This window comes from Streptomyces sp. NPDC059092 (assembly GCF_042756365.1).
Classification (GTDB): Bacteria; Actinomycetota; Actinomycetes; order Streptomycetales; family Streptomycetaceae; genus Streptomyces.
Genome location: NZ_JBHZEJ010000031.1, coordinates 75,811 through 88,052, shown reverse-complemented (window position 1 = coordinate 88,052; position 12,242 = coordinate 75,811). Strand labels below are relative to the sequence as shown.

At 69.8% G+C, this 12,242-nt stretch carries 12 protein-coding genes; 8 read left to right on the top strand and 4 right to left on the bottom strand.

What is annotated here, in order from left to right; genetic code table 11:
• Positions 1-718, bottom strand: a 718-nt coding sequence (locus tag ACFXPL_RS19725; protein ID WP_384920719.1) for a TolB family protein, incomplete at its 3' end; no start/stop codon positions are given.
• A gap of 308 nt (positions 719-1,026) precedes the next feature.
• Here ACFXPL_RS19725 and ACFXPL_RS19720 point away from each other — a divergent pair.
• From ACFXPL_RS19720 to mgtA, 4 genes are all read left to right on the top strand, one after another.
• Positions 1,027-1,728, top strand: a complete 702-nt coding sequence (locus ACFXPL_RS19720; RefSeq protein WP_384920717.1) for a hemerythrin domain-containing protein — start codon at positions 1,027-1,029, stop codon at positions 1,726-1,728.
• 171 nt (positions 1,729-1,899) lie between these two features.
• The gene (locus ACFXPL_RS19715; protein ID WP_384920714.1) at positions 1,900-2,178 is read left to right on the top strand and encodes a twin-arginine translocase TatA/TatE family subunit; all 279 of its coding nucleotides are present in this window, start codon (positions 1,900-1,902) and stop codon (positions 2,176-2,178) included.
• 211 nt (positions 2,179-2,389) lie between these two features.
• A complete protein-coding gene (locus ACFXPL_RS19710) occupies positions 2,390-2,752 on the top strand; it encodes an ArsR/SmtB family transcription factor (protein WP_384920729.1) in 363 nt (120 codons plus the stop codon).
• A gap of 7 nt (positions 2,753-2,759) precedes the next feature.
• Complete coding sequence (gene mgtA, locus ACFXPL_RS19705) at positions 2,760-5,546, top strand: magnesium-translocating P-type ATPase (RefSeq protein ID WP_384920711.1); 2,787 nt, start codon at positions 2,760-2,762, stop codon at positions 5,544-5,546.
• Here the strand turns inward: mgtA and ACFXPL_RS19700 are convergent.
• Positions 5,537-7,108 (bottom strand): LCP family protein, encoded by a 1,572-nt coding sequence (locus ACFXPL_RS19700; RefSeq protein ID WP_384920708.1) that lies wholly within the window; start codon positions 7,106-7,108, stop codon positions 5,537-5,539. The two genes, mgtA and ACFXPL_RS19700, sit on opposite strands and share 10 nt — an antisense overlap.
• 168 nt (positions 7,109-7,276) lie before the next feature.
• Between ACFXPL_RS19700 and tatA the strand changes: the two genes are divergently transcribed.
• Complete coding sequence (gene tatA / locus ACFXPL_RS19695; protein WP_384920705.1) at positions 7,277-7,558, top strand: Sec-independent protein translocase subunit TatA; 282 nt, start codon at positions 7,277-7,279, stop codon at positions 7,556-7,558.
• Positions 7,559-7,603: 45 nt separating this feature from the next.
• Here the strand turns inward: tatA and ACFXPL_RS19690 are convergent, their stop codons facing one another.
• Positions 7,604-7,834 carry a hypothetical protein gene (locus ACFXPL_RS19690; RefSeq protein ID WP_384920703.1) on the bottom strand — a complete coding sequence of 77 codons (231 nt, stop codon included), beginning with the start codon at positions 7,832-7,834 and terminating at the stop codon, positions 7,604-7,606.
• 153 nt (positions 7,835-7,987) lie between these two features.
• Positions 7,988-9,988: a molecular chaperone HtpG gene (gene htpG / locus ACFXPL_RS19685; protein WP_384920700.1), complete on the bottom strand. Its 2,001-nt coding sequence runs from the start codon at positions 9,986-9,988 to the stop codon at positions 7,988-7,990.
• Positions 9,989-10,163: 175 nt separating this feature from the next.
• Between htpG and ACFXPL_RS19680 the strand changes: the two genes are divergently transcribed.
• The 3 genes from ACFXPL_RS19680 to kdpA are packed head-to-tail and all read left to right on the top strand — an operon-like array spanning position 10,164 to position 12,222.
• The gene (locus ACFXPL_RS19680; RefSeq protein WP_384920697.1) at positions 10,164-10,415 is read left to right on the top strand and encodes a hypothetical protein; all 252 of its coding nucleotides are present in this window, start codon (positions 10,164-10,166) and stop codon (positions 10,413-10,415) included.
• Positions 10,412-10,501, top strand: a complete 90-nt coding sequence (gene kdpF / locus ACFXPL_RS19675; RefSeq protein WP_037727062.1) for a K(+)-transporting ATPase subunit F — start codon at positions 10,412-10,414, stop codon at positions 10,499-10,501. The genes ACFXPL_RS19680 and kdpF overlap by 4 nt, the downstream gene beginning before the upstream one ends.
• Before the next feature lie 8 nt (positions 10,502-10,509).
• On the top strand, positions 10,510-12,222 hold the full coding sequence (gene kdpA, locus ACFXPL_RS19670) for a potassium-transporting ATPase subunit KdpA (protein ID WP_384920693.1): 1,713 nt from the start codon (positions 10,510-10,512) through the stop codon (positions 12,220-12,222).
• Positions 12,223-12,242 lie beyond the last annotated feature (20 nt).

Genomic DNA, 12,242 nt, shown 5'->3' with positions numbered 1-12,242 from the left:
CGTCCAGCTCGGCGACCACCGAGCCGTCCAGCCGCAGCACCCGCACCGCCGAGTGCATCGCGTCCCCGTGCTCGGTGTGCTCGATCGCGAGCAGCGTGCCGTCGTGCGACAGATCCCCGACCCCGGCCGACTCCCGGTGGCGGTAGATCTCGGCCGGCGCCGCGCCCGGCCGTACGACATGGACCGTCGAGCCGTCCTCGTCGGTCGACCGTCCGACGACCGCCGTCCCGTCCCGCCCCAGCGCCAGACCGGCGGGATAGGAGGGATCCAGCCCCGGCGCCGCCGGCTCGTCGGGTCCGGTCCCGCGCTCCGCCGCCGTCTCCGCGCCGGTCTCCCGCGCGCCGGAGAACGGCTGGCGCATCCAGACCCCGAACTCGTCCCCGTCCGTGTCGGAGAACCACCAGATCCACTCGCCGTCGAGCGAGAGCACGCCGTCCGTCGTCCCGTTCGGCCGGTCGGTCACCTGACGCTGCGCACCCGTCGCGCGATCCCACGCGTACAGCTCATACGTCCCCGTCGCGTTGGACACGAACAGCGACCGCTCCGGCGCGTCCTCCGCCCAGTCGGGCAGGGAGACCCGGGGGGCCCGGAAGCGCTTCTCCCACTCCGGCACGGAGCCCCGCGCGGAGTCCAGCCCCGAGCCCAGCCCCGCGTCCTGCCTCGCGTCCTGTCCCGAGTCCCGCGTCGCGTCCGGCGTCGAACCGTTGATCTCAGTCATGACCCCATTCTGCGCTGGGCCGCTGACATCACGTCGAGACCCCCCTCAGCCTGTGGACAACTTCAGGTCGGGGCGAAATGAGGGTGTGTGGGTGGGAATGCGGAAGGATGCGGCGAAAGCGTAAAGAGGGAGGGTAAGGGCGTATGGGAAGCGTTATGAGAGGAGATGTGTGGTGTGAGGGGTTGGTGTGACGGGCATTTCCACAGCGTGAGGTGCTCTCATCCCGGAGCGCCTCGGCGGGTGTGCCCGCGGACGGGCGGATCGAGCCCTCCCACGTGCCCGCAGCGAAGAAGGGGGACCGACGGACGATGGCTGTCTCACCCGCGCTCCGCGCGGAACGCACGCGTATCCACGACGAACTTCTCGCCGAACACATCCTCATGCGCCGCGGCGCGACGCTTGTCACCGCGTCGTTCTCGGCGCTCGCCGACGGTCGGCCCGTCGATGTGCGGACGCTCGTCAGCACGGCCCGGTGGCTGATCGAGTTCGTCCACGGCCAGCGCGTGAGCGAGTCCGATCTGCTCTGGCCGGTGCTGTGCGGGCTCTACCCCGGGCCCGTCGCCGAGCTGGAAGGCATGGCCCCCGAGCGCGAGGCGCTCGACGCCGAGCTGCACACCCTCGCCCGCGCGGTCGACACGATCGCGGCCCGCGAGGTGACCGGTGGGCGCGGCGAGGTCCTGGTGGTCGTCGGCGAGGCCGCGATGACGGGGCTGCCGTCCGCGATGCGGGTCCAGTCGATCCTGAACAGAAACCTCGACGAGGAGGAGCCGGTCCTGCTGGAGCTGTTCCCCCGGGTGCCGGACCGTGAGGTCCCCCGGCTGCGGGGTGCGATCGTCCACGGAGGCCCGCGCACGGGGCCGCATCTCGTGTTCGGCCTGCTGGACGACCCCGACCGGGTCCCGGGGCACACGGCGCTGCTGGGCAATTTCCCGGCGTCGGTGCGCTGGCTGCGCCCGGTCTTCCTGGCCCGGTACCGCTCCACCAAGCGGGCGCTCGGCGTGCCGCTGTGACCACCTGCACAGACGGTGCCACTGACGTCCTGCGGGAGTCCGTGCAAGGGTGGCCCTGACGTCGGCCTTGTTGCGTGTGCGGTCGATGCGGAATACTTCTACAGCGCTGTAGATGTTGCGGCGACACGGCGGCAGGACGGCCGCGGACGTTCCCGGGAGAGAGCAGACCTGATGTTCGGCTTGAGTGAACTGGCCGTGATCCTCATCGTCATCGCCGTGGTGGTCGGGGTGAAGAAACTTCCCGAGCTGACCCGATCCGCGGGCAAGGCCGCCCGCATCCTCAAGAGCGAGAAGAAAGCGTTCAAGGAGGAAGGAAAGGCGGACAGCGCCGCCGCGGGCGGTGCGCACGAGGGCGAGTCCCCGGGCGGCGCCCAGGACGGCTCGCAGGGTGGGCGCCGTGTCGTCACCGGCACGATCGTCGAGCCGAACGAACCCCCGAAGCAACCCTGACGGGTGGCCGCGCCGCCGCGCCCGGAACGGCCCATGGAACCGTGCAGCACGCCCGTACCGCACGTCGGTGAGCCCGTACGTGTGCCTCCTTGGTCCGAGATCCCTCCGTAAGGACAGCCCCTAGACTGAGCCGTTGGGTTCGGGCAGGGGATTCGGACGGGGGATCGGGCACGGATACGCGGGCGGACGGCCCGCGTGGGACAGGAGAGCGATCGTGACGGCAGGTGGCGGCGGCCTCGGGGATCCTTCCGCCGAGGTGCTGGCGGACGCCGCCGCCGCGTTCGGACTGCTGGCGTCATCGGCGCGGCTGCACATCGTCTGGGTACTGGCACAGGGCGAGAGCGACGTGACGGGGCTCGCGGAGCGGGTCGGCGGCGCGCTGCCCGCCGTGAGCCAGCACCTCACCAAGCTGAAGCTGGCCGGTCTCGTACGTTCGCGCAGGGAGGGCCGGCGGCAGGTCTACTTCGTCGACGACCCCGACGTCGTGACCGTCGTACGGCTGATGGTGGGCCAGCTCACCGACCGCGCGGCGCTCGCGTCGGGGCCGCGGCGCATCAGCGACGTCGGCGCCTGAGACCGTCATGTCCGAGTCCGTGGTGCCAGGGCCTGCCGCCTGGGGCGCCTCGGCGGAAACGGACACCGGCAGCGGCACCGGCACCGATGCGGCCGAGCACCGGGATCCGCGGGGCCGGGCCTCCCCGCTCACCGCCCTCCAAGTGCTGCGCCACCTCGACAGCGGGCCGCGCGGACTGACCGACGCGGAGGCCGAGGAGCGCCTGGTCCGGTACGGCGAGAACGCCGTGCCCGAGTGGAGCACGGCCTCCTGGCCACGCCTTTTCGTACGGAGCCTGCGGGATCCGTTCACCGCCGTACTGCTCTGCCTCGGTCTGGTGTCCGCGACCGTCTCCGCCTGGGGCACCGCCCTCGTGATCCTCTCGCTCGTCGCCGTGAGCTGTCTGCTGCGCTCGTCGGGGGAGCACCGCGCCGACCGGTCCATGGCCACGCTGCGGGACCTGGTGGCCACCACGGCCACCGTACTGCGGCGCACCGACCGTGCGGGCGGGGGCGATCCGCAGCCGCGGCCCCGGGAGATCCCCGTCGACCAGCTCGTGCCCGGCGACGTGATCCGCCTCGGCCCCGGCGACCTGGTGCCCGCCGACGTACGGCTGCTGCGGGCCAGCGGTCTGACCGTCCATCAGGCCCCGCTGACCGGCGAGTCGGCCCCGGTGGCCAAGCACGCGGTCGACGTGCCCGGCGAGGAGCTCCCCGGCGCGGGCGGCCACCTCGGAGTGTTCGGGCAGCCGCATCTCTGTTTCCAGGGCAGCAGCGTGGCCTCCGGGAGCGGAACGGCGGTCGTCCTCGCGACCGGTACCCGTACCCGGTGGGGCGCGGCGCGTGGCCGCCCGGGACGGCGCCCCGCCAGCGCCTTCGACCGCTCGGTGCACGGGATCTCCTGGGTCCTGATCCGGTTCATGCTGCTGACACCGCCGCTGGTCCTGATGGCCAACGCGGCGCTGCGCGGCCGGGGTCTGGAGACGCTGCCGTTCGCCGTCGCGGTAGCGGTCGGGCTGACGCCGGAGATGCTGCCGGTCATCGTCACCACGGCGCTCGCCCGGGGCGCGTCGCTCCTCGCGCGCCACCACAGCGTCATCGTCAAGCGGCTGCCCGCGCTGCACGACCTGGGCGCCGTCGACGTACTGTTCCTGGACAAGACGGGCACCCTCACCCAGGACCGGCCGGTCCTGGACCGGGCGACGGACGCGCACGGCGACGTCGACCCGGGCGTACTGCACTGGGCCGCCGTCAACGCCTGGTGGACGTTGCAACTGGCCGATCTACCCGCTCCCGACGCGCTCGACGAGGCGATTCTCGACGCGGCGGAAGGGGAGGACGGAGAGGACGCCGAGGGGGGACCGGCGGGGTACGAGGGGGTCGCGGCCCTGCCGTTCGATCCGGTACGGCGCCTCTCCACGGCGGTCGTCCGGCGGCCGGGGGGTCTGGGCACGCACACCCTCGTCGTCAAGGGCGCCGTCGCCGACGTACTCCAGCGGTGCGCGCTCGACGACGACGAACGCGCCCGGCTCACCGCCCTCGCCGCCCGCGAGGCGGACAGCGGGCTGCGGCTGCTGGCCGTCGCCACCGCCGAGCGGCCGGCCCGGCGCCGCGACTACACCCCGGCCGACGAACGCGGCCTCGACTTCCGGGGGTTCGTGTCCCTGCGCGACGCGCTCGCCCCGACGGCGGCGGACGCGCTGGAGGTCTTCGCGTCCAGGGGCGTCACCGTCAGGATTCTCACGGGCGACCACCCGGGAACGGCGGCCCGCGCCTGCCAGGACCTGGGGGTCCCGCTGGGGCCGCCGGGCGAGGGCGAGGTGGTCACCGCCGACCGCATCGACGGCCTCACCGACGCCGAACTCGCCGAGGTCGCCCGGCGCACCACCGTCTTCGCGCGCTGCACGCCCGAGCACAAGGCCCGTATCGTCGCCGCCGTACGCGCCGACGGTCACACCACCGGCTTCCTCGGCGACGGCGTCAACGACCTGCCCGCGCTGCACGCCGCCGACGTCGGGATCTGCCCGCGCGACGCCGTCGACGTCGTGCGCGAATCCAGCGATGTCGTCCTGGCGAAGAAGGACCTCACCGCGATCGACCACGCGATCAGCGCCGGGCGCCATTCCAGCGGCAACATCGCCACCTATCTGCGGATCACTCTCTCCTCGAACCTCGGCAACGTCATCGCGATGCTCGTCGCGGGCCTGCTCCTGCCCTTCCTGCCGATGCTCCCCGCCCAGGTCCTCGTGCAGAACCTCTGTTTCGACGCGGCGCAGCTCGCCTTCGCGTACGACCGGCCGGGCGCCGAGGCGCTGCGCCGGCCCACCGAGCTGCGGTCGCGCGCGTTCCTCCGGTTCATCACGGGGTTCGGGCTGATCAACGCCACCGCCGACCTGGCGACGTTCGCGGTGCTCGCGCTCGCCCTCCACACGACGGTGGACGGGAGCAGCCAGGCGGCCTTCCACTCCGGGTGGTTCACGGAGAACCTGCTCACCCAGGCGCTGGTGATGCTCCTGCTGCGTACGAGCACGCGCACGAGCACACGTGGTGCGGGCGAGGGCCGTACCGGTGAGGGCCGCCGCGCGCCGAGCCCGGTCCGCTGGGCCGCCGCCGGGCTCGCCGTGACCGGGCTGCTGCTGCCGCTCTCCCCGCTGGGCCCGGCCCTCGGGATGCCGTCGCTGCCCGCGCTCTACTACGTCCTGCTCGCCCTGGTCCTCGCGCTGTACGCCGTCGGCCTCGCGGTGGCGAGGGGACGTCACGAGCGGCGTCACGAGCAACGTCACGAGCTGAGCTGTGGGAGCGCGGCTCAGCCGTAGGAGAGGTTCGAGCAGGGGTCGTCGTCGGCGGAGCGGGCGTCGTCGGCCACGGCGGACGGTACGGAGCCGGTGCCGGAGGCCGATGCGGAGGGGGATCCGGTGGCGTCGCCCGACCCGCCGGCCGAGGCGTCCGCGTACGACGTGCCGAGCACGACATCGATGCCCGAGGTGGTGGAGACGGGCGTGACCCGCGCCCCCGGGAAGACCCGCGCGACGGTTCTGGCCCGGTCCTCCAGACCGGTGCCGTACTCGATCACGGTGGTGGTGTGGTCCTGGCTGCTCGCCGTGGCGGTGCCGGTGACGAGGAAGCCGTGGTCCGTGAGGGCGCGGGAGGCCCGCGCGGCCAGCCCGGTGACGGTGGTGCCGTTGTGGACGGTGACGCTGATGCCGCCCCCGGAGACCTCGTCGGCGGCCTTGTCGGTGGGGCTCGGTGTGGGGGAGGAGGTGGCCCCGTCGGCCCCCGCGCCCTTGGTGCCGCTGGCGTCCTTGCCGTCGACCGTACGGTCCGCCTTCAGCGCCGCCCACAGCTCGGAGGCGTCCGGCTCGACGATCGCGACGCGCGCGCCCTCGTACCGCCAGGGGATGGTGACGAACTTGGTGTTGTGCAGGTCGATGTCCTTGAGCGACATCATGAAGCTGATCAGCTTGTCGGCGGAACCGAGCCCCGGATCGACGGTCATCGACCGGGTCGCCGCGTTCGCGAGCGGCAGCAGCTTGGTGGGGGTGAGACCGTCGCTCTTCACCTTCTTGAGCAGACCGGCGACGAAGGCCTGCTGGCGCTTGATCCGGCCGATGTCGGAGCCGTCGCCTATGCCGTGCCGGATCCGTACGTAGTCCAGCGCCTGCTGGCCGGAGACGGTCTGGGCGCCCTGGGTGAAGATGCGCTTTCCGCGCTGGGGGCGGTTGGGGTTGAGGTCCTTCTGGTAGATGTCCTGGGGCAGGCACACCTGGACCCCGCCGACCACCTCGGTCAGCTTCGCGAACCCCTTGAAGTCGACGACGACGGTGTGGTCGACGCGCAGTCCGGTGAGGTGCTCGATGGTGTTCTGGGTGCAGGCGGGGTTGCCCTGGGCGCTCTGTCCCACGGTGAAGGCCGCGTTGAACATGGTGTTGACCTGCGTCTTCGTCCACGTTCCGTCGGGCAGCCGGCAGGGCGGGATGTCGAGGAGCGTGTCGCGCGGTATGGAGACGGCGACCGCGTGCTGGTGGTCGGCGTAGATGTGCAGCAGGAACGCGGTGTCGGAGCGGCCGACGTCGTCCTTGTCGCCGCCGCCCAGCGAACTGTTGCCGTCCGTCCGCGCGTCCGAGCCGATGACCAGCACGTTCTGGCCCTTGGAGGTGCCTACGGGCCGGTTGTCGGAGAGGCCGCCCGCGCTGAAGGTGTTGATGTTCCCGCTGAGCTTGAGGTAGATCCAGCCGATTCCGGCGGAGGCGAGCACCAGCAGGGAGAGGGTGATGACGAACGACGTCCGCAGTCCGTTCCGCTTGCGCCGCCGGGAGCGGCCGGGGGTGGCGCGACGGCTCGTGCGTGCGGATGCCGTGTGCTGTCGGCTGCCTGCCATATGTGCGCCCTCATCCCTGCGGCCGGCCTCTTGGTTGTACAGTTGCGCAATGTAGCAACTTTAGTGAGAGGTGCGGGCCCCGGGTGCGGAAGTGGCGCGGGGCGCCGGCCGATTCGGGAGTCGACGAAAGATTCGGCGAGAGATTCGACGAGAGAAAGGCGGGACGGCATGTTGCGTAACGGGTTGGAGCCTTGGCACCTGCTGATCGTGGCCATCGTGATCATCGTCCTGTTCGGCTCGAAGAAGCTGCCGGACACCGCACGGGCCGTGGGCAAGTCCCTGCGCATCCTCAAGAGTGAGACGAAGGCGATGAAGGAGGAGGGCGACCGCACGGTGGACGCCGCCGTCCCGCCCGCCCCGCCGTCCTCTTCCTCCTCGCCCGCCGCGCCTGCTTCTTCTTCCTCCTCGTCTACGTCTCCCTCTTCCCCCTCCGCCTCCTCGAACCGCTGAGGGGTCCGTCCGGCTGTCGGCTGTCGGCCGTCGGTGGTCAGGCCTTCAGGGGCTGGCCAGATCGAAGCCGTAGCGCAGGGGCTCGCCCTGTACGCGCAGGTCGCGCCGGTAGACGAAGAGCGCGTCCACCTGGGCGCCGCCCGAAGGGCCGTCCAGCTCGCAGGGGTACGTCACCTGCACCACGGACGGCCGGTCGGCGACCCGCATCCGTACCCCGTTCGCGGGTCCTCCGTCGAGGACCGCGACTTCCCATTCCGTTCTGCCGTGATCATCCATGGCAACACTTTAGAGGTTGCGCAATCTTTGAACCATGGTGCACGGGGCGCGCTCCGGAGCACGCGGAAGGGCGTACGTACGCCGGAGGGCGGCCACTGGCGCCAGTGACCGCCCTCCGAAGTGTTCCGCATCCTGCCGCCGGAAGCCCGGTAACTAGAGGGTTCGCTCCAGCCGGTCCGCCATCAGCTTGACGAAGCGTGACGGATCGGTCAGCTCGCCGCCGTCGGCGAGGACCGCCATCCCGTAGACCAGTTCGGCGGCGTCGGTCAGGCCGGCGTCGGTCGATTCCGTGTCCGTGGCGTCCGTCGCGTCTGTCGTATCCGCCTTCCGGCCGGCGTGGGCCGTACGCATGCCGATGACCAGCGGGTGCGTCGGGTTGAGTTCGAGGATCCGCTTGATGTGGGGCACGTCCTGGCCCATGGCGCGGTACATGTTCTCCAGCGCGGGTGTCACGTCGAACGTGTCGCCGACGATGCAGGCGGGCGACACCGTGAGGCGCGAGGAGAGCCGTACCTCCTTCACGTGCTCGCCCAGCTTCCCGGACATCCAGGTCAGCAGCGCGGCGAAGTCCTGCTGCTGCTTCTCGCGCTCCGCCTCGACCTCCTTCTTCTCCTCGTCGGTGTCGAGGTCGACCTCACCCTTGGCGATCGACTGCAGCGGCTTGCCGTCGAACTCGGGGACCGACTGGACCCACACCTCGTCGACGGGGTCGGTCAGGAGCAGCACCTCGAAGCCCTTGGCGCGCAGGGCCTCCATGTGCGGCGAGTTCTCGATCGCCGTACGGGACTCGCCCGTCATGTAGAAGATGTGCTGCTGCCCCTCCTTCATACGCTCCACGTACTGCTGGAGGGTGGTCACCCCGTCTTCTTCGTGGGTGGAGTGGGTCGAGGCGAACGACGAGATCCCGAGAATCGCGTCGCGGTTCTCGAAGTCGCTGAGCAGCCCTTCCTTGACGACCCGGCCGAATTCCTTCCAGAACGTCGCGTACGACTCCGGACGGTCGGCCCTCATCTCCTTCACCGTCGACAGCACCTTCTTGACCAGGCGCCGGTGCATCAACTGGATCTGCCGGTCCTGCTGAAGGATTTCGCGCGACACATTCAGCGAAAGGTCCTGGGCGTCGACCACACCCTTGACGAAGCGCAGATAGTCGGGCATCAGCGCTTCACAGTTGTCCATGATGAAGACGCGCTTCACATAGAGCTGGACTCCGCGCTTGCTGCCCTGCGTGAACAGATCCTGCGGTGCGTGGGACGGGAGGAAGAGCAGCGCCTGATATTCGAAGGTGCCTTCCGCCTGCATACGGATGGTTTCGAGCGGGTCGGTCCAGTCGTGGCTGACGTGCTTGTACAGCTCGCTGTACTCCTCGTCGGTCACCTCGCTCCTGGACCGGGCCCACAGCGCCTTCATCGAGTTGATCGTCTCGGCTTCGGCTTCGGCTTCGGCCCCGGGCGCCTCGGCGGCGTCCCCGTCCGCCGTGTCCACGGCGGGCTTCGCCTCGGCGGCCATCCTGATGGGCCAGGTGATGAAGTCCGAGTACCGCTTGACGATCTCCTTGATCTTCCACGTGGACGTGTAGTCGAAGAGCTGGTCCTCGGCGTCCTCCGGCTTCAGCCGCAGCGTCACCGCAGTGCCCCGCGGCGCCTCGTCGACCGTGTCGACCGTGTACGTGCCCTCGCCCGTGGACTGCCAGCGGGTGCCCTTGCTCTCGCCCGCCCGCCGGGTCAGCAGGGTGACCTCGTCGGCCACCATGAAGCTGGAGTAGAAGCCGACGCCGAACTGCCCGATGAGTTCTTCGGAAGCCGCCGCGTCCTGCGACTCCTTGGCTTCCTTCATCTCCTTCAGGAACTTCGCCGTACCGGAATTCGCGATGGTGCCGATGAGGTCCACCACATCGTCGTGCGACATTCCGATGCCATTGTCACGTACAGTCAGCGTGCGCTGTTCCTTGTCGACCTCGATGTCGATGTGGAGGTCCGAAACGTCTTCCTGAAGTTCGCTGCGGAGGACTTCCAGCCGCAATTTGTCCAGCGCGTCGGAGGCGTTGGAGACCAGCTCACGAAGAAATACATCCTTGTTCGAGTAGATCGAATGGATCATCATCTGGAGGAGCTGGCGTGCTTCCACCTGAAACTCGAACGTCTCGGTCGTCATATCCAAGGATTCCTTTCCTCGCTCATATCAATCAGCAGCGTCAACGCGCGGAGCCGCCCTTCATCGTATCCAGCCGGCGCCCGCGTCAACCGGCGATCCCCGCAGGGCGTAAGGGAGCCGTCAAGCGGGTGGCCGGAGCCGTATGGACACCGTCAACGGAAGACGGAAGCCCCGAATGAGGGGGTTTCCTCAAGACGTCCGGTTCCGCCAGGACGTCCGGCTGCCTCAGGACGTCCGGCTGCCTCAGGGCGTCCGGCTGCCTCAGGGCGTCCGGCTTCCTCAGGACATCCCATCCACTTCCCGCCGTACCTCACCCGTACCGAACCTCATTCAGGAGCTCACGATGGCCGATCTGGCCTTCGTCGTCACCACGGTCGCGGTCTTCGCACTGGTGGCCCTCGTCGCCAAGGGGGTGGCGAAGCTGTGACCGCCGAGAACATCGTCGGCCTGGTCGTGGCCGTCGCCCTGCTGGGATATCTCGTCCTCGCCCTGCTGTTCCCGGAGAGGTTCTGAGCCCCGTCATGAGTGCTGTCCTCGCCAGTACGCTCCAGTTGCTCGCGCTGATCGTGGCGCTGGGGCTGGCGTACCGTCCGCTCGGCGACCACATGGCCCGCGTCTACTCCCCGGCCTCCTGCTCCTCCTCCGATGCCGGATCCTCCTCCGACGCGGGATCCGTCCGGCATCTGCGGGTCGAGAAGTGGATCTACCGGGCCATCGGCGCCAACCCCGCCACCGAGATGCGCTGGCCCGCCTACCTGCGCGGGGTCCTCGCCTTCTCCCTGGTGAGCGTCCTCTTCCTCTATCTGCTCCAACGCGTCCAGGGCGGACTCCCCGGCTCGCTCGGCTTCTCCTCGATCGACCCGGACCAGGCGTTCAACACCGCCGCGTCGTTCGTCTCCAACACCAACTGGCAGTCGTACTACGGCGAGCAGTCCATGGGTCCGGTCGTCCAGACCGGCGGGCTCGCCGTGCAGAACTTCCTCTCCGCCGCAGTCGGCATGGCCGTCGCGGTGGCGCTCGTACGGGGCTTCACCCGCTCCCGTACCGGCGAACTGGGCAACTTCTGGGCCGACCTGGTGCGTGGCACCGTACGGATCCTGCTGCCGATCTCCGTCATCGGCGCCGTCGTCCTCGTCGCCTGCGGAGCCATCCAGAACTTCGCCGGCATCCACGAGGTCGGCCAGTTCATCGGCGGGCCCCAGCAATGGAACGGTGGCGCGGTCGCCTCCCAGGAGGCCATCAAGGAGCTGGGTACCAATGGCGGCGGTTACTTCAACGCAAACTCCGCCCACCCCTTCGAGAACCCCAACGGGATCTCCAACCTCTTCGAGGTCTTCCTCATCCTGCTCATCCCGTTCGCGCTGACCCGGACCTTCGGCAGGATGGCCGGCTCGGTCAAGCAGGGGTACGCGATCCTCGCCGCGATGGTGACGATCTGGCTCGGCTTCACCGCGCTGATGGTGTGGACCGAGTTCCACCACGGAGCCCCGGCGTTCGACATCGCGCGCGGTGCGATGGAGGGCAAGGAGACCCGGTTCGGGGTCGGCGGCTCGTCGATCTTCGCGGTCGCCACCACGCTCACCTCGACCGGCGCGGTCAACGCCTTCCTCTCCTCCTTCACCGGATTCGGCGGCGGGATCGCGCTGCTGGGCATGCAGCTCGGCGAGATCGCGCCCGGCGGGGTCGGCTCCGGGCTGTACGGGGTGCTGATCATGGCCGTCATCGCGGTGTTCCTCGCCGGTCTGATGGTCGGACGTACGCCCGAATACCTGGGCAAGAAGATCGGCACCCGCGAGATCAAGTTCGCCGCGTGCTACATCCTCGTCACCCCGGCGCTGGTGCTCTGCTTCACGGCCGTCGCCATGGCGCTGCCCACCCCGGGCCACTCGATGACCAACTCGGGCCCGCACGGCTTCTCCGAGATCCTGTACGCGTACACCTCGGCCGCCAACAACAACGGCTCCGCCTTCGCCGGGCTGAACGCGGACACCCAGTGGTTCAACACGAGCCTCGGGATCGTGATGCTGCTCGGCCGCTTCGTCCCGATGGTGTTCGTGCTCGCGCTGGCGGGATCGCTGGCCGGGCAGCGGCCCGTCCCCTCGACGGCGGGCACCCTGCGCACCGACAAACCCCTGTTCACCGGCCTGCTCGTCGGCGCGATCCTCATCGTCACCGGGCTGACCTACTTCCCCGCCCTGGCGCTGGGGCCGCTGGCCGAGGGGCTGGCGTCATGACCGCTCGTACACGTAGGAAG

What these genes read in the sequence shown, in the direction of transcription:
- ACFXPL_RS19720 (WP_384920717.1), top strand. Translation starts at nt 1,027, where the DNA reads ATGGCTGTCTCACCCGCGCTCCGCGCGGAACGCACGCGTATCCACGAC.
- ACFXPL_RS19715 (WP_384920714.1), top strand. Translation starts at nt 1,900, where the DNA reads ATGTTCGGCTTGAGTGAACTGGCCGTGATCCTCATCGTCATCGCCGTG.
- mgtA (WP_384920711.1), top strand. Translation starts at nt 2,760, where the DNA reads ATGTCCGAGTCCGTGGTGCCAGGGCCTGCCGCCTGGGGCGCCTCGGCG.
- ACFXPL_RS19700 (WP_384920708.1), bottom strand. Translation starts at nt 7,108, where the DNA reads ATGGCAGGCAGCCGACAGCACACGGCATCCGCACGCACGAGCCGTCGC.
- tatA (WP_384920705.1), top strand. Translation starts at nt 7,277, where the DNA reads ATGTTGCGTAACGGGTTGGAGCCTTGGCACCTGCTGATCGTGGCCATC.
- ACFXPL_RS19690 (WP_384920703.1), bottom strand. Translation starts at nt 7,834, where the DNA reads ATGGATGATCACGGCAGAACGGAATGGGAAGTCGCGGTCCTCGACGGA.
- htpG (WP_384920700.1), bottom strand. Translation starts at nt 9,988, where the DNA reads ATGACGACCGAGACGTTCGAGTTTCAGGTGGAAGCACGCCAGCTCCTC.
- ACFXPL_RS19680 (WP_384920697.1), top strand. Translation starts at nt 10,164, where the DNA reads ATGAGGGGGTTTCCTCAAGACGTCCGGTTCCGCCAGGACGTCCGGCTG.
- kdpA (WP_384920693.1), top strand. Translation starts at nt 10,510, where the DNA reads ATGAGTGCTGTCCTCGCCAGTACGCTCCAGTTGCTCGCGCTGATCGTG.